Genomic DNA, 20,834 nt, shown 5'->3' with positions numbered 1-20,834 from the left:
TACTCCCGTTTTCTCTGATTTTTAAAAGGGATTTCTACGACAGGTAGCTAATTCAATTACTAGAGTAAATTGGGATGATAAAATATGGTGGCACCTTTTTGTTTTGCCCTTATGTTTTCCCAAAAAAACCATCCGGTTTTTGAATTTGTCGAGGATGAGAATAACGTGAAAGGTCCCCAACATCTGATAATAAACTAGTACCTTGACGACCGGCACTTGATCTTGTCAGATGTTGGGGAGTTATCATTTAGCTCTTTGCTCTTATTAACATGCATGAAGCTAACAAGAACAACACTTATTCCCTTCTTACGAAGGAACTGTGCCACGGTTAACCAATAAGTGGCTTGGCAACTTCAATCCCACGAAGATCTTGTGATCTGGTTACATGTACTTCTTTGTCAATGTCGATACCAATGATAAGTGTCGCATGGACATGCTGACACACGTATGTTAACAGAAAGAATTTTTTGTTGAAAAACTTTTTTAAGAGTTTACAGGATTACTTTTTAATTCATTTAATACATCAATTACTCTGTCCTCAAGATTGTTAATACTACTTGTTTCATTCATCATTTGCTTCCAATTCTCTTTACAACCGCAATCAACCTTATCAAAAATTGATACCTCTCCGCTTTCGTTATACTGCTCAAACATTTTATAAATGGATTCATTGCACTTATCGCAATTACCAGCTTTATCAACAGCTTCTACCGAATAAACCATTGGGCTGATATAAAGAGGCACTTTTAAATCAAGTTTGGCTCTTCGCTGTAATATTTCTATAACAGACCAAAACGTAATAGGCTTATACATCCCCTTAGCCCATAAGTCATAGTTGAGTGTATCTCTTACAACGGTTGGTAATTCCATATCAATCCTTTCCAGATTGAATTTTTCCAGATATACTAAGCTTGATACAAAATCTTCAACTGCTTCAATTTCCGACAAAAAGGCTGGTTTTACCATTAACAGCGGCACTATACTGATATTATAAGCCTTAGCCAGCTCTACCTTTTTTTCAAAGCTTTCATTGGTAAACGGTCTGTTGACACATAATTCTCTTACCTTTTGATTGGCTGATTCAAAGCCAACTGTAATTTCAAACGCTTTATCCGTAACTTCTCTGATTTTTTTCAACTTTTCTTCCGTAATGTCATTTACCTTTGCTTCAATTACTATTTTTTCTATTGAATCAATTGAATTTAAGGTTTGAATCATATAGATTAATACCTTAAAGCTTAATTCCTCCTCAACGAGCAAGCTTCCGTCATTATATAAACAAACTATATTAAAATCTGATATTTTGTTATCTTGATCATTAATTATGTCGTGAATCTCCTTAATATAAAAGGAATCTTCTATTTTATCACCTAGATTGGAAATAGAATAAAAGCCACAGCAAGTACACCCGCCATTCTTTTTAATAATGCTGCATCCAGTTCCCTTTAAAAAAACTACAAGTCGATCTACATATTTTCCATTTAATACCCCCCTACGTCGATCAGTAGATACTACCTGCTCCGAAAATCTATCGACATCTTTTTTTTCTTCAGATACTCTACTTCTTAATTCCCTCATATAACTTACTATACTTTTTTTTGCTACTACTACTTTATTTTGTTTTTTTTCGCGAATTTCCATTTGTTTTTCCCCTTTATTAATTATATTTTTTAATTTACATAAATAATTTATCGTAATTTTCCGTCACTTAATGATTGACATCCTTTTATAGAAGAGCTACATAAGTGGCTCTTTTAAAGTGAATATATATCCCAATCAGGTACTCTGAAGGAGGCTAACCACATCTTTTATATTTAAATCCTCCATGCTGTCACCTATAGGATCTTGTACTGAGCATACTGAAACTATATATTGCTCATCCATTTGAAACGTCTTAAACTGACAATTTCTTAAAGCATTTTCAGTATGAATTGATATATGGTGTTCCTTAATAAGCATCGAAAAAGATTTCATGGGCAATCGCAACCCCCGCCCATCCGCTTTGACATAGCTTTCCTTTAAAGTCCATATCTGATAGAATCTCTTTTTTAACTCCTCTTCTGAATGATGATTCAAAATGAATTGATATTCACTCGTTGAAAAAAAAGACTCCGCAATTTGTAAATTAACTTCTTTCATATACTCTACATCAATGCCAACTGAATTATTGGATATTGTACATAATACCCAATCACCCGAGTGTGATATATTGAAAAAAAGTCCCGCTGGAAATAACAACCTTGGTTTACTCCCTGGATCAAACTGTATTTCAATGCTTTCATTCAAGCAGCCGCTTTGACGGCATATTGCATAACGAGCCAGCATTTCTCCCAGTACGCTTCGATAGGAGTCACGAACATTCCAAAATCTCATTGCTCTTTTTCTTCTAGGGGAAGATATATATTGTAATAAATTTTGAATATTATTCTTCTTAATACTCTCATTTATATTAATTCTATATATCACCACCATTACTTTAATTCCCCTTTCTAGATGCTGTTACTATTTTTTTATCAAATATCCAAACAGCTTCTCTCCCTAATATTCCTTTTCAAAAAAAACCCAAACCTTCCATGAAGACACTCTAAAATTACTATATTTTTGAAGATGAAATTCATATCAAAGTCTTTGATGAGAATTTTTCTCCCATTTGAAACCTTGACAAACCCATACAACTGTTACAATATCTAAATAAAATTCCCTTGTGTGGCTCACCATAAGAATACTGCCTTTATCTTGACCCGACCTATCCTATGTGCATTATGATTAGCTGACTAGATGAATAACAGTATCATTTTGGTTCAGTAAGATCTGTGTGCTAATGATAAACAATAAAAGCATCATCTCCTTTTCGGTTGTATGATTTTTGCTTCTAACTTTATTAAAAAAACGGGTTACTGCAATGCTGTTAAAAACATCATATTTTTTCAGACTCTCCTCCGAAACTGCCATACTGACTTTTTCATTATTTAATAAACTGTTGCCACTAATCATAGCTCTATATGGGAATTTTTTTCTGTTAATAATCTCATCCGGTAAATATTTTTTTGCAAGCTCTTTCAAAATATATTTTTCATTTAAAACATTTATTTTGTATCTATCGTTTAAACTAAATGCAAAGGCAGCGACATCATTATCTAAAAACGGATATCTGCATTCCATACTATGTGCCATTGAAACGCGGTCTCCTTGTGTGGATAATAAATAGTTGCTCATAAATGTTTTTATTTCTAAATATTGAGCCTTCGATATATTTGTATAATTTTCGAAGCCGCTTGGCAGATCAATTGCTAAATCCTCTTTAACCGAGTAATCTTTCAATATTTTTTTCATAGTATCCGAAAAAAATTGAGAGCAATATTCCCCAAATTGAAAGCGGATTGCATGGCTTGAAAACAACTCACTTGATTTTACCTGATTAAAAAAGGTTGCCAGTGCAGCAGAATTATTATTATTAAAATTATTAATATAGGAATTTGTCTTTTTGTACAACAATGGTCTTAACTTTGATTTGGGATCTCTTTCACAAAAGGCGCGGATTTTAGCTTCTTTGAATATATCGTATCCGCCAAACAGCTCATCGGCTCCTTCCCCCGATAACGCAACCTTAAAACCGTTATTATGTACAAATTCTGCCAACAAATACATCGGTATGGCACCTAATCTTAATATCGGAGTTTGCAAATGTAATATTACGTTATACAAGTTGTCAATTATCATCGTATCCGTAATTTTCAATTGACGATGCTTACTGTTTAGTTTTTCAGACATAACCTTCTGATATTCTGCCTCGTCAAGATTATTATCGCTGAACGATATGGAAAACGTATTCATTTTTTCCTCTATATATTCTGAGGCAATTGCTGCAATCAGACTTGAGTCAAGTCCACCGCTTAAATAAAACGATATCGGTACATCTGTGTTGATACGTTTCGATACTGATCTTTTCAGCAAAGTATCTAATTCTTCCAATAGCTCCGTTTTACTTTTATTGTTAAAGCTATCAGTAAGAAAGGTCGGAGCGTAATAATACTTCGATGTTATCCTATGCTTCTCAATTATCAAATATTGACCACTGTCAACCGAATTAATATCTTTATATAAGGTTTTTCCCCGAATCGGTACCCAGGTCGTACAAATATCTTTTAAGCATTTTGCATTTATCTCATAGCTTTTTTTAGGTATTAATAAAGGCGTAATCTCAGAAGAAAAAAATATATTATTCTCTATCTTTCTGTAATACAGTGGTTTTTCACCAAATTTATCTCTTGCTAAGATTAACTTTTCATTATTTTTGTCCCAAATTGCTATAGCAAACTGTCCATTAATCATTTTAAACATATCCGTTCCGTATGCCTCATACAAATGAGGAATTATATTTGTATCACAGGCATCTGAAAAAACATATCCGAGTTTTTTTAAGGATGCAGTTAACTCTCGATAATTATATATTTCACCATTTGCTACAGAAACAATTGTTTTTGTTTGATTTAAAACCGGTTGATGTCCATCTTCAATTCCCAAAATAGCCAGCCTCGTATGGTATAATAAAGCATTATCATCTTTGTAACTGCCTAAGGAATCTTTTCCTCTGTGGGACAAGGATTCTATCATATTAAGCATAGTAGTTGAATAATTTTTATTATCACCAATGACCCCTGCAATACCGCACATATTAATCTTCCTTTCCCTAAATAAAGCCTCCATCCGCTACTATAACTTGTCCTGTTATATAACTAGATGCATCACCTGCCAAAAAAAGAGCTATATTAGCAATTTCGTCTGGGCTTCCAATCCTCCCCAGCGAATGTTTGTTTCGCATCAATTCATTCGTAATCTTTACGTTATCTATCATTTCGGTATCAACGTATCCAGGTGCTATTGCATTTACTCTTATATTTTTTGACGCCAATTCCTTAGCAAGCGATTTTGTTAATCCAATTAATCCAAACTTTGAAGCACAATAATTACTTTGACCCGGTATCCCAACTATACCTGATACCGATGCTATATTAATAATACTTCCGTACTTTTGCTTAATCATATTTAATAAGACACTTTTGCAAGTATAAAACGGTCCATAAAGATTGGTCTTTATTACTTTATCCCAATCACTATTTTTCATGGAATATAATAGGCTATCCTGGGTTATCCCTGAATTATTCACTAATATATCAATTCCTTTTAAATCATCTTGTATTTGCTCCATTACTTTATTCACCTGTTCTGCATCGCTTACATCCATGTTATAAATAGCCAGCCTGTCTGAATAGCTTTCTAATTCGCTTTTCATTTGATCAGATGAATCCTTTGACTTATAATAAGTAGCGGCAACAACAGCACCCTCCTGTAAATATTTCTCGACAATCGCTCTGCCAATACCTTTGCAGCCACCTGTGACTATGATTCTTTTATTTTCTAATCCCTTCATTCCTACACCCCTTTCCATTATTAAGCTGATTTAAGCACTGCAAGCATATAATTTCCAGATATATCATAACCTGAAACCAGCGCACAATTGACCTTCCTCTGAAGTGAATCTAACTTCAATGGTAGCCTGCTATTTTTAATACATAATGCTGCTACCATAACATTCATATTAAATGCCGCCCCTAAGGTTTCACCAAATAAATTTTTCACATGATTGACATATAAGGTATCTTTGTTTAATACTTCTTGAGCAGCTTCTAACTCTACACAATCAAAATATGAATTATTACAGGAGCTAAAAAAGACATCAATATCATATTGCTTTACCGCTTCACTGATTAATTGTTTAATTTTCCCCCTAACTTTATTTCCCTCTACTCTGTCAGTGATAGGGTATTTGTCAATATTGCATTCGAAACCATCAACTATATTGCAGTATGCTAAGCCTGAATCATCCTTATTTTTCACTAATAATGAAACTGCTCCCTCTTTTATGAAAATATTCTTAGAATTTTCATGTACCTGAAAGGTATCATGTAATTCTTTACAATATTCTTCAATCGCTCCAGTCAGAATATAGTCTGTATGCTCCTTATTCATCAAAATCTGTGAATAGGTTAGATTATTACTCCCCATTAAAACAGTACTAACACCTTTGAGGCCAAGTAGCATGCATATGTGTCCTACACAAGTGTTATTTACCGTGTTGGCAAATATTGTCGGACTGCAAAATTCATAATCACCTTCGACTACACTTTCACTAAATTTTAATGAAGACACTATCGGCCCATAGCCGGTAGTATAAACAGTACCGACCCTTTTCTTATCTATATTGTCTACATTGATTTTGGAATCCTTAAGAGCCATCTTTGAAACATAGAAGCCCATTTCGGAATAACGGTTTGCTTTTTTTCTTTGGCTTAAGGATAATCCTGATTCAAACAGAATTTCATCTCCACTATTAAGGGTTTCACCCTCTTGCATTAATTTTTCCCAAATCGTTTCTACATCATTACCTAAATTGCTTATTACACCAATTCCGATTATTGATATTTCATCCATATAGTTCCTCCTGGAATACAAGTTTAATAGTAAACTTATTACAATAAATCTTCCATATAATATAAAGTTAATTCACCTTGTGCGACTATTTCATCATTTACAAGAGCTTCACATCGAATCCGTGCCATTTTTTTTATTTTCATAACAATTTCAGCGTTAATGTACATTCTGCAATCAGGAATGACTTTTTGAAGAAATTTAACATCATTTACTTTTCCTAAGTAAGACTTTAACAATTGAGGATTTTCTTCATTATAGAAAATAAATGCTCCAATTTGAGCCATAGTTTCAATAATCAATGTCCCCGGAAAAATAGGATCATTAATAAAGTGTCCTTTTGCCCAATCTTCATCCCTTTTTATATTTCTATATCCTTTTGCAGATTGACCATATATTATCTCACAAATATTATCAATACATAACATTGGTTTGCGAATTGGTACCACTTCTAAGATTTTTTCTAATTCCATATTATTTGCCTCTTTTTTATATAAATTTTAACTTATCTTAAATTTATAATTTTGTGTTTGCATGAACATACTACTTTTGACCCCATTCAGGCTTATATTCCTAGTTACCATTTAAATCCTCTAAACCACAAAAGAAGAATCCACTAATTTTTTGCTTATCCATTCTGGTATTTCTACACACATTTTATTCTTTTCATTTACAAATACATGAACCGTTTTACCATAAGCATATTTCTTTTTTGAAGTTTTATCTTTAATGATATAATTAAATTCCAGCTTAGCATTTTCAATGATTCTGCACTCCACCTCCAAAATATGATAATCCAAAGAAAATTTAAGAGGATTTTTATAAATACAAGATGACTCTATAACAGGAAATTTAACATCTGATTCCACATTAAATCCAAATATATCTGCTGAAAATTGAAATCTTGCTTCTTCGAAGTAATTATAATAATTTCTATGATGAACAATCCCATATGCATCTGTATCGCCAAAACGAATTTTAAAATTATATCTATATTTCATATTTCCTCCATATTCAACTAATTTACTGAATAGCTACAATTTTATATAGACCGTGTCAAAACCTATCCAAGTCTTCAAGAGGTGACTATAAGGATAAGCTTATTATGTTATTCGCAGTAAGAACCAACTAATATACTGGCTGTATTTCCAGCAAATGCAAAATTATTTGATAAAGCGGTCCTGATTTTTATGTTTTTATTTTCCTTTAATAACTCTATATTTTTATATCCATTCATTTCGTTATACAAATTTATATTTTTTATACATATTCCCTTATGAATTGATAATATTGTAACTGCCAGTTCAATTACTCCTGCCGCAGCCAGACAATGTCCAATCAAGGATTTTGTAGATGATACCAATACCTTTTTATTCGTATCCTGAAACAAATTTTGAATTGCTCTAAGCTCCATTTTGTCATTCAGTACTGTACCTGTTCCGTGCACATTAATGTAATCAATACTCTCAAGCTCTTTATTACTATCTGCAATAGCCATATTCATGGATAAAAACGCACCTTCTCCTTTCGGATCAGGACTGGTTATATGGTATGCATCATTATTAATTCCATATCCCAATATCTCAGCATAGATTTTAGCATTTCTTTCCTTTGCACTTTCAAGCGATTCTAATACTAAAAATGCTCCACCCTCCCCTATATTAATGCCGTCTCTCTCCTCATCAAACGGCTTACATACTGATTTAGTTAATGCTCTCAAGGAATTGAAGCCGTAACAGCTAAATTCACTAAGTGGGTCAGCTCCTCCCACTACAACTAAACTTGCTTTCTTGCTTTTAATTAAGTCAAGTGCGATGCCCACCGAAGTAGTAGAAGCTGCACAGGCAGTTGTTGTGGTGTAACAACCGCCTTCTATACCTATAAAATCCTTTATCCACGGTAAAAGGCTTGGAATTTGTATTAACCACTCCGGCTCAAGCTTTCCTTTCAATTTACTTTCCATATATTTCATTATTTTACCATTATTCCCAAGAGAAGTTGCAAAAGAAAGATATGCTTTGTTTCCCAACTTTGAAATATATTCTTTTGTTAAGTTACTATCTTTCATCATCTCTACCAAACATTTTTCAATGATTAACTGTATTCTTTCTTTATCGCTAGGCAGCTCTGTTAAATACGGAAATTCTTCTTCAATCTGTCCAACGTATTCTGTACTAAATATAGAAGCATCAAACAAAGAACACTTTTTTAAACCTGACACACCATTGCAACAATTTTCGAAAAATTCATCTTTATTATTACCATTCCCCGCTATAAGCCCAATTCCAGTTACAACTACTCTAGGACTCAACACTCGAATATTCACCTCCCACAAAGTATCCAATTTTATTTCTTATTTTTTATAAAATCAGCAATGGAAGATACATTTTGCAAAGCTTCCATATCTTCATCCCCAATTTTTACATCAAAATCTTCCTTAATGGCTATAATAATCTCTATCGCATCAATGGAATCTAAGCCTAGTCCAATACCTTTCTCATCATCTGCTGAAAAAATTGGCACATTATAATATTGTGTATAAACATCGTCAGTTATATTTTCAATTCCCAGTCTTTTAATAATACTTTCCAATACCTGCGCTTCTAATTGATAATTTTCCATAATGATTCATTCCTTTCGTACTTTTATACTTTTACTTTTCTTCCGTTACTTCTTTGTTAGAAAGCTCTAATTTTTCTCTTACATTTGCCGATATTAATTCAATATTCTTAAAATTATTGATAGATAGATCAAAAATATCAAACTCAATTTGAAATATTTTTTCTAATTGTTTAACTAATTTCACAAATGTGATTGAATCAAATATATTTATAGCTAACAAATCGGTATTCTCTGTAATGTCTTTTTTTTTGCCTACGCATTCCAATATTGTGTCTTTAATAATTATTTTAATTTCTTCACTATTCATTTAGTGTATAAACCTTTCTTTGTATTTTTCCATTCTTTGTTTTCTTGATATCGCTTACAAATTGTATTTTTGATGGAATCTTATATTTTGCTAAATGCTGTAAACAATACTCCTCAATATCTAAAACATTTATTGCGCCATCTATAGGTATAACATCAACTATAATTTTCTCATCTAAAATTGGATCCGGAATTCCATATGCATAAGCTTCCTTAACCATTCCGCTATTTTGCAAAGCAGCTTCAATTTCTTCCGAAAAAACAGTATAGCCTCCAGATTTAATAATATTTTTTATTCTGCCAACTACGTATAAATAACCATCTTCATCAAAATAGCCAATATCGCCAGTATGTAAATAACCGTTGTTCAGTGCTGCTTTTGTGGCTTGAGTATTATTGTAATATCCTTTCATTACAATAGAACCACCTATTAAAATTTCTCCAGTAGAATTCGGCATACCTTCCCTATTATCAATTTTGACATTGCTATTTCTATAGGGCTTTCCCGCAGAATGGATTTTTTCATAAAATAGTTCCTTATTATTTCTGGATATATCAGGATGGATGCCCGATACAATACAAGTTGCTTCCGTAATTCCGTATCCCGGACTGAGTCCAACCTCCGGAAAATACTTCATCATGATTTTCATTGTTTCCGGAACTGCCTTATTCCCACCAATTCCTATGAATTTGAGTGAATTATAATTACTCGGTCCAAGTTTAGCCACATCCGAAGCTAAAATATTCAGCATACTTCCAATGCAAATAAGATGCGTTATTTCTTCTTTTCCAATTGTTTGTAAAAGAGTTGCGCTATTGAAAAATGATGGCATAAACACAATGGTCCAGCCTAGCAAGACGCATGTGGTTATTACGACAGTACCAAAGGAGGTACAGGCTGGCATAGCAATCAATACTTTACCATGAGTTGATGTATCTAAGGCACCCTCAACCCAGTCTGTGCAATTCGTCATGATATTTTTCTGAGTCAGCATCACAATTTTATGTATATCCGTTGAACCTGAAGTATTTAGAAGCACACAAGTATCATTTATTTTGCTTTCAACGTAACAAATGCTTTCCAAATCATCTGTATTTGAGTCATATAGCGTTTCATTATCTACACAAATAATCTTGATATTGCTGTTTTGGCACATTGCCTTTAATTGTTCATAGTAATCATGAGTGCATAAAATGACATTAGAGCCTGTACGTTCTATTGCACTAATTACTTCATCTTGTTTACTTAAACTTGAAATCGGATATACGATTTTATCACAAGCTAATATTGAAAAGTATGAAACGACATAATATATATTATTCGGTATACATATAATGATAGTGTCTGTAGCTTCACCAGAAAGCTTCCTGCCTAGCAAACTGCTTTTTCGGAATAATTCTTTATAAGTAATTTTATCTTCTCCGTATATAACAGCCTCTGTAGATAAGTTTTTATTCTTTTCGAGAAATTGATAGACCATTCTTATATTACCCCCCTTATAAAAATGATTGTTTTAGCATTTCTTTTAACTCGCTTCTCTTAATTTTCCCATTTGAAGTTTTAGGCAGTTTATCCACAGTATATAAAATACTAGGTATTTTATATGATGGTAATTTTCTCCTTAAAATTTGAGATAAGTCATTGATATCCAGCTTTTCATTTTTCAAAACTATTACAGCTGCAATTTTCACATTCTCTTCCTTACGGCACTCAACAACGGCGGATTCCAAAATATTATCATGCATATTGATGTAATTTTCTATTTCCACTGGACTAATTCGGTACCCAAGATATTTTATAATGTCATTTTTCCGCCTTATAATATAAATATATCCATCGGAATCCTTGTAGCCGATATCCCCTGTATAAAGCCATCTGTCTTTTAGCACTTTCTCGGTTTCATCAGGCATATTTAAGTAGCCCGACATTATGTTATCTCCCTTTACAATAATCTCACCATTTTCATCATGTTCAACCTCTATACCCTCTTCATCAACAATTTTAAGCGTAACGCCCTTAATCGGTTTTCCGACAGAACCAAGCTTTTGCTCAAGCATACTTGGTTCTAAATAGGTTAATCTTGCACTTGCTTCGGTTTGTCCATACATAACATATATTTTTAAGTCCTTGTTCATGTTATTCAGCTTGATTAAATTTGACTTCACCGTCTGCTCCCCTGCAAGTGTAATATATCTAAGTTTTCCAAAGCTCTCCGCTGTAAAGTTCCCCTGTTTCAGCATTATATTTAGATGGGAACCTACCGTAGAAAAGCCTGTTATATTTTCTCTTTTTAGTATATTAAGAATTTCTTGTGGATAGGTTGCTCTAAATATATATAATAAACCGCTCGCTTTTGTATGCGTTAATAATATGGAATTACCATACGAATAAGTAAATGGCAGCGTAGCCAAAATACTATCAGAATGATCTAGACACAAATAATCTAAAATAGAATCTGTATTTGTAATTAGATTTTTGTGAGTCAGCATAACCCCCTTTGGTTTACTGGTTGTCCCTGAAGTATAAATAATCATTGCAAGCTGCCCTGTCCTACATTGCTGGCTCTCAACACAAACTGTGCTATCAATTTCTTTTATACTAATTGATTGAACATTGTTTTTTTTTGCCAACTCTGTATTTTTAATATTCGAAAAAATACTTGAAGAAGTTAATAGAAGCGCAGGCTTACAGTCCTCTACAATATCATTTATATTCTCAATGGTTGATGATGTCGTGATAGGAACAACTGTTGCACCCAAATATAAAATCGCAAAATAAGATATGATATATTCAATTGAATTTTCCATATATAAAATTACTTTGTCATTAACACCAATACCATTATTTTTAATTTTAACAGTCATGGCTTTTATATATTGATTCACTTCGTTATATGTCCAATATTTTTGGTCAAAAACATAATAGTTATTTGGATATGTTTTGTAGCTATTATGAAAATACTCATACAAATTCTCCAATTCATGTCGCCCCTAACCATCGCGATCGCTTTCATTTTTATCGCGAATTACTTCATGAAGTTAAATATCCACCTCATATCAAAAACTATCTTTGCTTCTTTGTTTCTGCATACGCAAATTCAAATGTAAACGCTCCCCTTAGCAATTATTTAACTTTTGTTCAACATACTTAATAATTTCCTTATTATCATCTTCCATAATTCTGCTTAGAGCTTCTTCTCTATCCATTGAATTGCTTCTAACCAAATGGGCTAGCTCTAATGCATATGGATGAAATCCATACTTTTCTTTATGCTTATGAATGGCATATGCATTCATAAGGCAGTTGGTACTATTTCCATCAGTATCTGTAGGCTTGACCCATCCAAATTCTGAAATTTTATCAAGAATTTGATTTTCATTATAATTATCATTCATAAATGGATAAAACAAAGCAGGTATATTGTCTTTATTTTCATCCACCAAATCATCCATCAGTAAAATTGAGCTATAACTTTCTCCAAATTCCTTTATTATGTTGCCTTTGATTCCAGCAAAGTTAGATTTCAGAGTTCTATAATCTAATTTAACGACTTGCTTATTGATATTAATCTGTCCAGGTGTAAAGCCAAATGTGATATATGGAATTTTTCTTAAAATTGCTTCTTTGTAAACATACATTTTTACCAAACCAATGCAATAAGTACAGATAGCACTAGCTCGCTCAAGGGATTTTTTTGGTAAAGATTCATCTTCATTTGAATATTTATATATTGCATTTATTTTCTTGGTAGAAGGAGCAATGATTAAGCTATCTGCATTAAGACTGGCACAAACATTTCTAATATTACTGTATGTTTCCTCTGCTAAAAATCCATTATCAAATGTAACAGCTAAAACATTCAATTTGTATTTTTCTTTTAATAAATATAAAGTATATGTGCTGTCTTTTCCTCCGCTATAAGCTAATACAATATCATAGTTTTTCCCATTTGTTTTTAAGCCGAGGTCCTGCGGCTTTTTATAATCGGATGTATATGTTTGAGTTTTACAAAAATTACACACGCCATCATCATCTATTGTAACGGAAAAAAGTTTATCTGATAAAGTACATTTAGAACAATACTTCATTTGATAACACCTCCATATTGAAAAATATTCACAAGAACAATTAAATAATTATCTTATGCAAGCTTTTTTAATAAATAATCTGAAATCAAATCGATCGAATCAAGATTTTCTTGAATGATTTCTTCATCTAAGACTGATATTTTAAATTCACGCTCGAGAAATGCAACCAACTCCATGATACCAGTGGAATCCAACACACCAATCTCTAAAAATGATGTATCATCAAGAAGTTCATCGTCCTTATAGCCAAATAAAAAGTTTTCTTTCATATAACTTCGAATTTCATTTTTGATTTCTTTTATCTCTTGCAATATACTTCTTCCTCCTTTATCATCCAGCTAGAGCTCCAAAGACTTTTCTATTTAACTAGAATAATATTTTGAATTATTTCAGAACTTTCTTTAATGCTTTTTTTAATGCTTGATCGAAAAAATACCAGTCATGATTGCCTGACCATTCTTCATACTCAATGTCAAAGTTAAGATTCCGCATTTCATTGTTGAATCTTACATTAATATCACGCATAAAATCTTCAGTTCCACATGCGATATATATTTCAGGTCTGACTGACTGATCTTTGATCTTGTTAGCTAGGTCCAATATCTCGTGCTCATCACTCCAATTCAAGTCACCTCCTAAAATCCCTTGAAAATCCTTGAGCATCTGTTCTCCATAAACCATTCTAAATCTTTCAATCTCTCCATGCTCATCTAAATCCTCCTTCAAAAATAAGCATGGTGATGAAAATGCACAACAATACCCATATTGCTCTGGCTTTGATAATGCGCATTTCAAAGCCCCGTATCCTCCCATTGAATCACCAATAATTATCGTATCCTCTCTTTCTGAAGATATGTTAAAGACACTTTTACATATAATTGGCAATTCTTCGGAAACGTAGCTAAAAAATTTAAATCCAAATTTCATATCCGAACAAAAACTTCTGGATATTTCTGGCATTACAAATATTGCATTATAGTCATTTGCATAAACAGGCAGCATCGTATAATTTGCCCAATCACCATTACCTCCGCAAAGACCGTGAAGCAGATATACCACTTGATAATTTTGCTCCATATTAAATTTGTTTGGAATAATAACTGTTATACCAGTTTCCATTTCTAGCATACTAGAATAAACACTACCTCTTAATATCATTGCTATACCTCCGTTTATGGGCTATGACAACCAAAATGGTTTTCTAGGGCCATGTGCAAATAAGTCCCAATTACTTTATTAAAGAGACTGAAATGTAACAAAAACGAACGTTTATGTTACATTTTTTCTTTTCAAATACAGAACTAAATTGCATTGAATTTAGATGTAACTAAATGCTGTACCAAAAATTGTTTGTAACAATATTAATTAGTTTCCTTTTTGTTACACTGTCCGGCTATGTTTTGGAAAATTATTGAATATGACCCTATATTTTGCTTTCGGTTGCCATACCCCTTCATTCTTACTAATTGCATTTTTTTAAATACTTAAAAATAATACATCCAAAATTTACTATTTAATTTTTTTCTTGTCAACCCTTTTTATAACAAAAAAGTATTATTTACCCATAATTTTAACTGTTTCCTATTAGAATTCACAATTTCGACACATAAAACTAAGTCATTAACTGAAGATTTCAAACAAAAACCGGTTACGGACATTAAGTTTTCCGACCATGTATAAGGGCTTTCAAATCCAAACGATTCGTACCCACCTAATCAAAGTAGCAAGCAAGTTGGTGAAGTCTGGTCGCTCACTCTATTTCAAAATGTCCTCAAGTTTTGTCTATAAAAGCCTTTTTGGGGACGTACTCACCCGAGTGCAACAGCTAAAATTCAACTAAATATCCCATTAAAAAAAATCAAACCCGCACCAAGAGAGAAGTCTTCTCAAAAATCGAATCCATACCAATAACTGGTTAAAATCACCTTTAATTGGACTGTTATATATTTGCATATTTGCCTTAACACTATAAATCTCATAAGATCACCAAATTTTTATACTTCGATGAATAATTCAGGTTAAAACGAAATTACTTATTATTGAAATGAATAAATTTAAATTGTGTTAACCATTCTTCGAATCTCCACTTTTAATGTAGTAGCTTCCTTCTCAATATATATACGCGCTTGAATTAGTTTATTCTGAAGTTGTCTTAAGTCTTTTGAAGATTCTTTGTCTATTAACATATAAACTTGGGTCAAACTAATCATTATCTTAATATCACTCAAAGCATTCTGAATAATTCGATCGAACTGTTTTTGCTCACTACAATAAATTGCTTTTGATACTTTTTCCATACAAGTAGTCATTTTTTGTTCTAAAATATAGACAAATCTCTTGGTATCTAGATCCATCCCACTTTCCTCCACCTTCAATATGGTTCTGTATCATGTCTGTTCATGGATAAATGATTTAACTAATTTATAAAATATCCAAAATACTGACAATTTATATTCTATCACATCAGAAGATGAAATATATGTAAAACATTTCTTAAATATAGAAATATTTGTGAATTTTTTACTTCTGGTGCAAAAACTCACAAACTATTGTAAGTAATCTTCTACACTTGGACATACTGATATGTGTTATTCTAACAAAGGGGTACGGAAACGATTCGAAGAATCCCCCGTCATATCCCCATAATTTTCATTTAAGGAAGTAACCTATCAGGGAATACGAACTGTCCCCCGAATCATGGCCACTTAAAAAAAGCCCCATGATTCGGGGTTTTTGTGTATTTTTATCAAAAAACCTCGTAATAATGGAACCAACGATAGAAATGAGGTACGGAGAATGATTAAAATTATTTTTAACGAGATTCAAATGAAACAGCTAGAAAAAAATAAAAATGTATTAAAAGCGTCGGAACGTTCGATTAGCTATTGTCCAGATTTCAAAATAAGAGCGGTAAAAGAAAATCAACAAGGAAAAGGTCATAGCCAAATCTTTTCAGAGAATGGGTTTAACTTAGCTGTGATTGGTGAGAAGAAACCAAAACAATGCTTGAAACGTTGGCGAAGAACCTTTGAACAATTTGGTGAAGAAGGCTTTTATACAGAACGCCGCGGGAAAGGAAGCACGGGACGCCCCTTGGAAAAACCGCTCTCTTCTGATGAAAAATTAAAAAAAGCGGAAGTACGTATTGTGTTTTTAGAAGCGGAATTGACATTCCTAAAAAAGTTAGACGAACTCGAAAGGCATGCGTTACAGAAGAAGCGTTAACATCACGAGAAACATACGCACTGATTGAACAAACCATACTTCGATTCCAATTCCCACGTATGTTGCGTTACCTTTGCACACTGGCTGGGGTAAGTCGGAGTGGATATTATGCGTGGCTTCATCAGTCAGATAAACATCTAGAAAAGGAACGTAATGATGAAACAGACTATGAATGGATCCAAGAAATTTTTAATCGAAAAGAAAAAATATGTGGTGGTCGTTCTATCAAAATGGTATTGGAAAAGACAAAAGGAATTTGTATGAATCTCAAGCGTATTTACCTTATTATACGTAAATATAATCTTGTAACAAAGATTCGCAGAGCGAATCCTTATAAACACATCGCAAAAGCGACACAAGAACATAAAACATGTCCGAATCTTTTAAAGCGCCAATTCAATCAAGAAGAGCCTGAAAAAAGTATGTTAACCGATATTACCTATTTATTTTATGGACAAGGAAAGAAAGCTTATTTATCATGTGTAAAAGACAGTACAACACGAGAGATTTTAGCCTATCATGTCTCCTCTTCTTTACAAATGGATATCGTCTATCGAACATTAGATAACTTGAAAGAGAGATTAGGAGAAGTCATCCATCCTGAAGCGCTTCTACATTCAGACCAAGGTATTCATTATACACACCCTGAATTTTAGAAACGTGTAAGAGAAATGGGGATCAGACAATCTATGTCCCGTAAGGACAATTGTTTAGACAATGCACCAATGGAATCCTTTTTTGGTCATATGAAAGATGAATTAGATTATAAATATCCCCAAATATTTGAATCCCTTGAGCTCAACATAAAGGATTATAAGTATAATCGTTATCAGTGGACATTAAAAAATGGCTAATAGAGGCCTAATGTATAAATATGCAATATTGCATACATAAATTTATTGTTATAATTGTAAACGCTTACTATAATAAGGTTATAAAGATTCACCACATCTTAATAAGAAAAAAGAGGAGCGAATAATATGGAAATCGCAATGGCAGTTTTAAAATTTATAGGTGGAGCAATCCCATTAATCCAAGAACTTCTAAAAACATTTATGTAAATTCACTATTTAGCAATGATTTATAAAAATTATCATACAAATGATCTGTATATCAAAAATGAATTGATTTACAGATCATTTGCGTGAGCAAGTTCCCTTTAACATGATTAAGGGACTTTTTTAATTTTTAAATACTTAAGGTTACGCCACATTAACATCAAGTTAGCAAAACAAATGGAATAGCATATTTTTCATTTTTTGGGCCTTAAAAACTTTAACTTCATGGTGAAGGGGTAACAATTCTGATTTAGAGATAAGATCAGTTTATACAAAGATTACCCACCGATATGTGGAAGATGAAGAATACACTTGCGAAATTGAAACGATTGAATTAAAGGACTTGATGTTAGTGTGGTGAACAGAATATGAAAATCACTTAAAAAATCGTAATCTTAACAAAAAAATACCAAGACCCCCTCCTCTTTAGGGCAGTTTTGGTATTTTTTACGTTCACATAAAAATTATTATTTGTATTGTTGCATGTGGTCTTTGTTAAATCCTTTACGTCTACCTTACCATTAATAAGCAATGACTAATATCTCTCCTTTAATCGTACTGATTATCTATACCATGTGTTAAAGGAACTATCTTGGCTAAAATGATAAAACAAGAAATTGAAATAAGCACCTTTTTTATTTTGTAAACTGTAAAGCTTCCATTTTATATGAACCAGAGTTAAGTTTAAAGGAACTAAATTGTGCGTTTTCTCTTTATTCAACCGTTTAACTTACTAACACTTTTCATAAGATATTTACACACTGCATTTAGGTAAAGAAATACAGAAATGTGTTTTTTTCTTTGTACTATCTAAATTTATGCTCCCTCCATGTTTTTCTACTATATGCTTAGCAATAGTTAATCCAAGACCTGATCCCCCATTATTTTCTCGAGAATCATCTACTCGAACAAATGCATCAAAAATACTTTGTTTCATATCCTCAGGTATTCCAATTCCATTATCTATAATGTTTATATATACTTTGCTTTCATCCTCAATTAACGATATAAACACGGTCGTACCTGCCGTATTATACTGTAGAGCATTAGATATTATATTAGAGATAGCACGGTATAGTAACCTGTTGTTAATTGGAGCAATCACTTCTTTAGGGGGTATTTCATATTGAAGAATTAAGCGCTTCGCTTGAAATAAATCATAATATTCTGCAAGCAATTCACGAATAAACTCAGATACATCAGTTGGATGTACTTCAAAAGGGTAATCAGAATGCTCTAATTTAGATAGTTCAAAAATATCTTCAGTTAATACCGCAATGATTCGAATCTTATTATATATTACATTCAAAGTTCTTTCTCTTTCACCTTTTTCTGTAATGATCCCTAGTTGTAATGCTTCAACATAACCTTGAACGGTTGTAATTGGTGTCCTTAAATCATGAGACAAATCTACAAGCATCTTCTGCTTGGTTTCTTCCAACCTCTTCTTCTCTTTCTCTATTTTATCGAGTTTTTCCGACATAACATTAAACGAATGCTGTATTTGCATTAACTCAAAATATGTTTCATAGTTTAACCTTTTATCATATTTCCCACTAGCAATTTCCTCAAATCCAGTTGCTAGTTTATCCAATGGCCTGGTTATTTTCCTAGCAATTTGCCTACTAAATATATATACATTCATAGAGAAAAATACAAAAAATAAAAAGATTGTAGAAAAAAATATCTTATAAAAAACATATACGTATTCCTCATTTTTATCAGAAAACGTATATTCATACTTTATTGCTTTTTTAGGAACCTTAACAAGGCAATATAATGTTTCACCTTTTTTCGTTACAAATGTTGCTACAGATGAATAATAAGGAAGCTTATCATTATCAAAAAATAAAGTAGCAAATTCTCTTTGTGAATATGATAAAAGCTGATCCTTCTTTTCCCCTTTGGTATAGATAACTTGTAAATTTTCATTAAGAATTTCTACCCAACCACCAAATGAAACTATTGATTCTGAATTAATAGTTTCAAAGTTTTCACGCACTACTTCACTTGCTTTTAAATTATTTAGCTTTCCTAGTTGCTTCTCTGTTTGGTACATCAAAAATATAAATAAAATTATCACCGTGAAACCTATTGCTAGTGCAAATATAACGTAATTTTTAATTAAGATATATAAAACTTTATTTTTCATAAAGTTCTTCCTTCCTAGCAAATCTATACCCAAGCCCCCGGATCGTTTTTATATAAACTGGATTCTTAGGAGAATCCTCTAATTTCTCTCGTAGTCTACTAATATGAACCATAATTGTATTATCATCTGCACAGTAATAATCAGACCATACACTTTCAAAAATTTGTTTTTTAGTAAATATTCTCCCTGGATCCCCCATAAAAAGTGTTAAGATTTTATATTCCGTAGCACTAAGAGTAATGGTTTCGCTTGATTTATAGAGTGTACAAGAATGATGATCTAATACTAAATCACCCATATGAATTTGCTTCTCCTTACCTTCTACAGCCTTATCATTAAATTCATAGGACCTTCTAAGGTGAGCTTGAACTCTAGCTATAATTTCTAAAGCACTAAATGGCTTTGTAATGAAGTCATCTGCTCCAATCCCTAAACCTATAATTTTATCTACTTCTTGAGATTTAGCTGACAATATAAGTATTGGGAATTGTAACGTCTCACGAATCTTTTTAATTAATTGATAACCATCCATTTTAGGCATCATAATATCAACAAAAAAATTCTCCATTTCTAAAAAAAGCTTTAAAAGATCAACAATATCTTTGTCATCATCAACAATTAATATTTTTTTCATACTCTCCCTCGCGCCAGTCAGAATTTTCAAAAATCCATTTAAGGTTATTGTAAGGTAAATGAAAGTGACATGAAAGACTAACCGTTTAATATACAGGTATGAATTAAAAAAGGAGGTATTATCACATAAAAAAATTTGTTGGAATTGCGTTAGCAGCTACCATTGGAATTGGAGGTTTAGGAACTTTTGCTACTACTAAAACTTACGCTGCAGTAAACAATCCAGAATCAACAAAATCGGTTTATCAAGTATCTGATGT

General features: G+C 32.3%; 21 protein-coding genes and 2 pseudogenes. 5 read left to right on the top strand and 18 right to left on the bottom strand.

All coding sequences use genetic code 11. From position 1 onward, the window contains the following. Positions 1-483: 483 nt before the first annotated feature. The 15 genes from ASE54_RS16080 to ASE54_RS16010 form a co-directional block, all read right to left on the bottom strand. Complete coding sequence (locus tag ASE54_RS16080) at positions 484-1,641, bottom strand: radical SAM protein (protein ID WP_000405656.1); 1,158 nt, start codon at positions 1,639-1,641, stop codon at positions 484-486. A 135-nt stretch (positions 1,642-1,776) separates the two neighbouring features. Further along, a complete protein-coding gene (locus tag ASE54_RS16075) occupies positions 1,777-2,472 on the bottom strand; it encodes a 4'-phosphopantetheinyl transferase superfamily protein (RefSeq protein ID WP_000260424.1) in 696 nt (231 codons plus the stop codon). Between the two features lie 294 nt (positions 2,473-2,766). Continuing rightward, positions 2,767-4,674 carry an asparagine synthase (glutamine-hydrolyzing) gene (asnB, locus tag ASE54_RS16070; protein WP_000333843.1) on the bottom strand — a complete coding sequence of 636 codons (1,908 nt, stop codon included), beginning with the start codon at positions 4,672-4,674 and terminating at the stop codon, positions 2,767-2,769. 16 nt (positions 4,675-4,690) lie between these two features. Continuing rightward, complete coding sequence (gene fabG, locus ASE54_RS16065; RefSeq protein WP_000677145.1) at positions 4,691-5,431, bottom strand: 3-oxoacyl-ACP reductase FabG; 741 nt, start codon at positions 5,429-5,431, stop codon at positions 4,691-4,693. Between the two features lie 20 nt (positions 5,432-5,451). After that, positions 5,452-6,492 (bottom strand): beta-ketoacyl synthase N-terminal-like domain-containing protein, encoded by a 1,041-nt coding sequence (locus ASE54_RS16060; RefSeq protein ID WP_000343519.1) that lies wholly within the window; start codon positions 6,490-6,492, stop codon positions 5,452-5,454. Between the two features lie 38 nt (positions 6,493-6,530). Next, the gene (locus tag ASE54_RS16055; RefSeq protein ID WP_000418180.1) at positions 6,531-6,962 is read right to left on the bottom strand and encodes a 3-hydroxyacyl-ACP dehydratase FabZ family protein; all 432 of its coding nucleotides are present in this window, start codon (positions 6,960-6,962) and stop codon (positions 6,531-6,533) included. Between the two features lie 120 nt (positions 6,963-7,082). Further along, on the bottom strand, positions 7,083-7,490 hold the full coding sequence (locus ASE54_RS16050) for a thioesterase family protein (protein WP_000877524.1): 408 nt from the start codon (positions 7,488-7,490) through the stop codon (positions 7,083-7,085). Positions 7,491-7,597: 107 nt separating this feature from the next. Then, positions 7,598-8,803 (bottom strand): beta-ketoacyl-[acyl-carrier-protein] synthase family protein, encoded by a 1,206-nt coding sequence (locus ASE54_RS16045; protein ID WP_000950931.1) that lies wholly within the window; start codon positions 8,801-8,803, stop codon positions 7,598-7,600. A 32-nt stretch (positions 8,804-8,835) separates the two neighbouring features. Continuing rightward, on the bottom strand, positions 8,836-9,111 hold the full coding sequence (locus ASE54_RS16040; RefSeq protein ID WP_000433020.1) for a phosphopantetheine-binding protein: 276 nt from the start codon (positions 9,109-9,111) through the stop codon (positions 8,836-8,838). Between the two features lie 31 nt (positions 9,112-9,142). Further along, on the bottom strand, positions 9,143-9,418 hold the full coding sequence (locus tag ASE54_RS16035) for a phosphopantetheine-binding protein (protein WP_001083578.1): 276 nt from the start codon (positions 9,416-9,418) through the stop codon (positions 9,143-9,145). Then, complete coding sequence (locus tag ASE54_RS16030) at positions 9,411-10,898, bottom strand: class I adenylate-forming enzyme family protein (RefSeq protein WP_000262983.1); 1,488 nt, start codon at positions 10,896-10,898, stop codon at positions 9,411-9,413. Before ASE54_RS16030 ends, ASE54_RS16035 begins: the two co-directional genes overlap by 8 nt. A 16-nt stretch (positions 10,899-10,914) precedes the next feature. Then, on the bottom strand, positions 10,915-12,396 hold the full coding sequence (locus tag ASE54_RS16025; protein ID WP_000429540.1) for a class I adenylate-forming enzyme family protein: 1,482 nt from the start codon (positions 12,394-12,396) through the stop codon (positions 10,915-10,917). 138 nt (positions 12,397-12,534) lie between these two features. Beyond that, on the bottom strand, positions 12,535-13,506 hold the full coding sequence (locus tag ASE54_RS16020; protein ID WP_000872602.1) for a 7-cyano-7-deazaguanine synthase: 972 nt from the start codon (positions 13,504-13,506) through the stop codon (positions 12,535-12,537). Positions 13,507-13,559: 53 nt separating this feature from the next. Then, a complete protein-coding gene (locus ASE54_RS16015) occupies positions 13,560-13,817 on the bottom strand; it encodes an acyl carrier protein (RefSeq protein ID WP_001155960.1) in 258 nt (85 codons plus the stop codon). Between the two features lie 73 nt (positions 13,818-13,890). After that, positions 13,891-14,664: an alpha/beta hydrolase-fold protein gene (locus tag ASE54_RS16010; RefSeq protein WP_000603290.1), complete on the bottom strand. Its 774-nt coding sequence runs from the start codon at positions 14,662-14,664 to the stop codon at positions 13,891-13,893. A 484-nt stretch (positions 14,665-15,148) separates the two neighbouring features. On the opposite strand from ASE54_RS16010, the pseudogene ASE54_RS34450 reads away from it, so the two are divergent. Further along, a pseudogene (locus tag ASE54_RS34450) lies at positions 15,149-15,346 on the top strand (transposase); the annotation flags it as partial. A 214-nt stretch (positions 15,347-15,560) separates the two neighbouring features. On the opposite strand, the gene ASE54_RS16005 reads toward ASE54_RS34450, so the two are convergent. Then, positions 15,561-15,860, bottom strand: a complete 300-nt coding sequence (locus ASE54_RS16005) for a hypothetical protein (RefSeq protein WP_000362515.1) — start codon at positions 15,858-15,860, stop codon at positions 15,561-15,563. A gap of 442 nt (positions 15,861-16,302) precedes the next feature. On the opposite strand from ASE54_RS16005, the gene ASE54_RS37030 reads away from it, so the two are divergent. From ASE54_RS37030 to ASE54_RS37015, 4 genes and pseudogenes are all read left to right on the top strand, one after another. Next, complete coding sequence (locus ASE54_RS37030) at positions 16,303-16,731, top strand: HTH domain-containing protein (RefSeq protein WP_000590440.1); 429 nt, start codon at positions 16,303-16,305, stop codon at positions 16,729-16,731. Beyond that, complete coding sequence (locus ASE54_RS37025; RefSeq protein ID WP_309414572.1) at positions 16,629-17,387, top strand: IS3 family transposase; 759 nt, start codon at positions 16,629-16,631, stop codon at positions 17,385-17,387. The genes ASE54_RS37030 and ASE54_RS37025 overlap by 103 nt, the downstream gene beginning before the upstream one ends. 15 nt (positions 17,388-17,402) lie before the next feature. Next, the gene (locus tag ASE54_RS37020) at positions 17,403-17,585 is read left to right on the top strand and encodes an IS3 family transposase (protein WP_003260056.1); all 183 of its coding nucleotides are present in this window, start codon (positions 17,403-17,405) and stop codon (positions 17,583-17,585) included. Positions 17,586-17,605: 20 nt separating this feature from the next. Continuing rightward, positions 17,606-17,792 (top strand): annotated as a pseudogene (locus tag ASE54_RS37015) (hypothetical protein). 751 nt (positions 17,793-18,543) lie between these two features. Here the strand turns inward: ASE54_RS37015 and ASE54_RS15985 are convergent. Together ASE54_RS15985 and ASE54_RS15980 are read right to left on the bottom strand one after the other, a co-directional pair. Beyond that, positions 18,544-19,941 carry a HAMP domain-containing sensor histidine kinase gene (locus tag ASE54_RS15985; RefSeq protein ID WP_000792433.1) on the bottom strand — a complete coding sequence of 466 codons (1,398 nt, stop codon included), beginning with the start codon at positions 19,939-19,941 and terminating at the stop codon, positions 18,544-18,546. After that, on the bottom strand, positions 19,931-20,575 hold the full coding sequence (locus ASE54_RS15980; protein WP_000722050.1) for a response regulator transcription factor: 645 nt from the start codon (positions 20,573-20,575) through the stop codon (positions 19,931-19,933). Before ASE54_RS15980 ends, ASE54_RS15985 begins: the two co-directional genes overlap by 11 nt. Positions 20,576-20,834: the final 259 nt, after the last annotated feature.

This window comes from Bacillus sp. Root131 (genome assembly GCF_001429475.1).
GTDB classification, from domain to species: domain Bacteria; phylum Bacillota; class Bacilli; order Bacillales; family Bacillaceae_G; genus Bacillus_A; species Bacillus_A thuringiensis_S.
Note: the sequence above shows the minus strand (reverse complement) of the source record. Positions and strands in the feature narration are given on the sequence as shown.

What these genes read in the sequence shown, in the direction of transcription:
- ASE54_RS16080 (WP_000405656.1), bottom strand. Translation starts at nt 1,641, where the DNA reads ATGGAAATTCGCGAAAAAAAACAAAATAAAGTAGTAGTAGCAAAAAAA.
- ASE54_RS16075 (WP_000260424.1), bottom strand. Translation starts at nt 2,472, where the DNA reads ATGGTGGTGATATATAGAATTAATATAAATGAGAGTATTAAGAAGAAT.
- asnB (WP_000333843.1), bottom strand. Translation starts at nt 4,674, where the DNA reads ATGTGCGGTATTGCAGGGGTCATTGGTGATAATAAAAATTATTCAACT.
- fabG (WP_000677145.1), bottom strand. Translation starts at nt 5,431, where the DNA reads ATGAAGGGATTAGAAAATAAAAGAATCATAGTCACAGGTGGCTGCAAA.
- ASE54_RS16060 (WP_000343519.1), bottom strand. Translation starts at nt 6,492, where the DNA reads ATGGATGAAATATCAATAATCGGAATTGGTGTAATAAGCAATTTAGGT.
- ASE54_RS16055 (WP_000418180.1), bottom strand. Translation starts at nt 6,962, where the DNA reads ATGGAATTAGAAAAAATCTTAGAAGTGGTACCAATTCGCAAACCAATG.
- ASE54_RS16050 (WP_000877524.1), bottom strand. Translation starts at nt 7,490, where the DNA reads ATGAAATATAGATATAATTTTAAAATTCGTTTTGGCGATACAGATGCA.
- ASE54_RS16040 (WP_000433020.1), bottom strand. Translation starts at nt 9,111, where the DNA reads ATGGAAAATTATCAATTAGAAGCGCAGGTATTGGAAAGTATTATTAAA.
- ASE54_RS16035 (WP_001083578.1), bottom strand. Translation starts at nt 9,418, where the DNA reads ATGAATAGTGAAGAAATTAAAATAATTATTAAAGACACAATATTGGAA.
- ASE54_RS16030 (WP_000262983.1), bottom strand. Translation starts at nt 10,898, where the DNA reads ATGGTCTATCAATTTCTCGAAAAGAATAAAAACTTATCTACAGAGGCT.
- ASE54_RS16020 (WP_000872602.1), bottom strand. Translation starts at nt 13,506, where the DNA reads ATGAAGTATTGTTCTAAATGTACTTTATCAGATAAACTTTTTTCCGTT.
- ASE54_RS16010 (WP_000603290.1), bottom strand. Translation starts at nt 14,664, where the DNA reads ATGATATTAAGAGGTAGTGTTTATTCTAGTATGCTAGAAATGGAAACT.
- ASE54_RS16005 (WP_000362515.1), bottom strand. Translation starts at nt 15,860, where the DNA reads ATGGATCTAGATACCAAGAGATTTGTCTATATTTTAGAACAAAAAATG.
- ASE54_RS37030 (WP_000590440.1), top strand. Translation starts at nt 16,303, where the DNA reads ATGATTAAAATTATTTTTAACGAGATTCAAATGAAACAGCTAGAAAAA.
- ASE54_RS37020 (WP_003260056.1), top strand. Translation starts at nt 17,403, where the DNA reads ATGGGGATCAGACAATCTATGTCCCGTAAGGACAATTGTTTAGACAAT.
- ASE54_RS15985 (WP_000792433.1), bottom strand. Translation starts at nt 19,941, where the DNA reads ATGAAAAATAAAGTTTTATATATCTTAATTAAAAATTACGTTATATTT.
- ASE54_RS15980 (WP_000722050.1), bottom strand. Translation starts at nt 20,575, where the DNA reads ATGAAAAAAATATTAATTGTTGATGATGACAAAGATATTGTTGATCTT.